The sequence below is a fragment of the Yoonia sp. R2-816 genome (genome assembly GCF_046762905.1).
GTDB lineage: Bacteria > Pseudomonadota > Alphaproteobacteria > Rhodobacterales > Rhodobacteraceae > Yoonia.
In genome coordinates this window covers 1-1,906 of record NZ_JBKQXN010000045.1, presented here as the reverse complement: position 1 = coordinate 1,906, position 1,906 = coordinate 1, and the positions used below count along the sequence as shown (strand labels likewise).

General features: G+C 56.8%; 2 protein-coding genes and 1 pseudogene. 2 read left to right on the top strand and 1 reads right to left on the bottom strand.

Annotated features, from left to right (window positions below; genetic code table 11):
• Both ACFWW2_RS00790 and ACFWW2_RS00785 read left to right on the top strand, forming a co-directional pair.
• On the top strand, positions 1-354 hold a 354-nt coding region (locus tag ACFWW2_RS00790), incomplete at its 5' end, for a hypothetical protein (RefSeq protein WP_393925459.1).
• A 73-nt stretch (positions 355-427) separates the two neighbouring features.
• A pseudogene (locus tag ACFWW2_RS00785) lies at positions 428-853 on the top strand (IS5 family transposase); the annotation flags it as partial.
• A gap of 11 nt (positions 854-864) precedes the next feature.
• On the opposite strand, the gene ACFWW2_RS00780 reads toward ACFWW2_RS00785, so the two are convergent.
• Positions 865-1,823 (bottom strand): IS630 family transposase gene (locus tag ACFWW2_RS00780; RefSeq protein WP_393925458.1). Its coding sequence is split into 2 segments (ribosomal slippage): positions 865-1,479 and positions 1,482-1,823, totalling 957 coding nucleotides; the frame shifts between segments, so codons are not numbered across the junction.
• Positions 1,824-1,906: the final 83 nt, after the last annotated feature.

Sequence of the window (1,906 nt, the reverse complement as noted above, 5' to 3'; positions counted from 1 at the left end):
GCAAACCTGATGGGACATGCTGGCGAAGTCTCAATCAGCCAGGCGCATTTTCTCGGCAGCCCAGGCACGATACGCCTGTCTGTCTCAAGTCCGCTCCAGATCTCCTCTGGCGAAATCTCAATCGACCTCCCGCAAGACAGGGTGGCAGCAGTGGCCGGTCAAGACAGCACTGGCGTGACACGAACCTCGCAAACTGTGGACATTATCCCCTCAGAGCGGCCAATCGATATTGGCCTTACCTATCAGATTGCTTCGGATACTCCCGGACCAGACATCTTGTTGAACGCGGGATATCGCGCACAGGGCGGTGACCCAAATCCCTACATTGGGTTTGCGCTCAGTCACAGCTTTTGAGCCGCAGGGGGCTTTGTTGCACAAATCGGCTGATGGGATTCACTGTATGGATCCAGCGTGATAGCTGACTTGGATGAGCAGTTGGACACCGACGACATATAAGACCATGAACTGGTCAGAGTATAACACGGCCCTGAAGCAGCGTGGGTCGTTATCAATCTGGTTTGATGCTGAGATGGCTTGGGAAGCGAAGCCATCAGGTAAAAGGGGCCGTCAACAGGCTTACAGCGACGCTGCGATCCAAGCCTGCCTGACGATCAAAGTGCTGTTCGGCTTGCCTTTGCGGCAGACCACAGGCTTCGTTGAAAGCCTGTGGGCCTTGACGGGTCTTGCGTGGTCCGTGCCTGACTTCAGCACCTTGTGTCGGCGGCAAAAGACATTGCCGGTCAGCATTCCGTATCGTGGTTCATCCAGTCCACTACACCTGCTCATCGACAGCACGGGCATCAAAGCTGAGGGCGAAGGCGAATGGAATGCGCGCAAACATGGCGGCCCTAAAGCGTTTCGATCTTAACTTGATATATATTCGGCAGCGTTGAAGTAGTTCCAGCACTCTTCTGGGTCATAGAGATCGCAGATTGATCCAATGGCCTCGAAGACCTCAGTGAAGGTTCTTGCCCCGATACGACGCAAGTGGGCTTTCAGCTTTGAGTATGCCTGTTCGATAGGGTTCAGATCAGGCGAGTAAGGCGGCAGGTACAGGAACCAGCAGCCGTGGTCGCGCAAGGCCTGCGCGGCGTCCTTATTCCGATGCGTGGCGAGGTTGTCGAGGATGACAACGGTGCCTGGCGCGATCTCCGGCACGAGCACTTCCCGGATGTAGGCAGCAAAAGCCGGGCCGTCCATTGCGCCTTTGATGACCCATGGTGCGATCAACGCTTCTTGTGTCAGGCCAGCGATCAGGGTTTGGGTTCCCCAACTTCCAAACGGCGCATCCATTGTCAGGCGCTCGCCTCGTTTGGATCGACCTCGCAGGCGGGTCAGGTTCGTCTTCACCGCTGTTTCATCAATGAAGACAACGCGATCCGACGAGGTCGCAATGGCAGGAAGCCGATACTTGAACCAATCAGCCCGCTGCCGCTTTACCTTGGCGCGGCGGCGCTCGGTGGCAACCAGCGACTTTTTTTGTACGTGAAGCCGAGCCGGGACAGCAGGTTGGCGATGGAGGAGTGGTGCACTTGCACGCCCTCTGCCTCGGCCAGCGCATCGCGCAACTCAAAGAGCGTGATGTCGGGGTCCTGCGCGACCAATTCCTCAAGGAAGGCCTGATGAGGAGCCAGTTTTCCCTTACCGCGCGGCGGTCCCTGGCGGGCAGGTTCCGCATGGCCTTTGATCCTCACCTGCCGCGCCCATCGTGCACCTGTTGCCGGTGAAAGCTTTAGACGCAACGCCGCCGCACGCCCGCTCAACCCTTCTTCAATATATCTCTGAAATCGCGTCCTGAGTGCCAATGGCAAAGGTGCTGACATGATCCATCCTCCCAAACAGGATGAATCACATCTGATCCCTCAAGGGAATCCCCAGCGATTCAGGTTCAAACCGAAACGCTTTA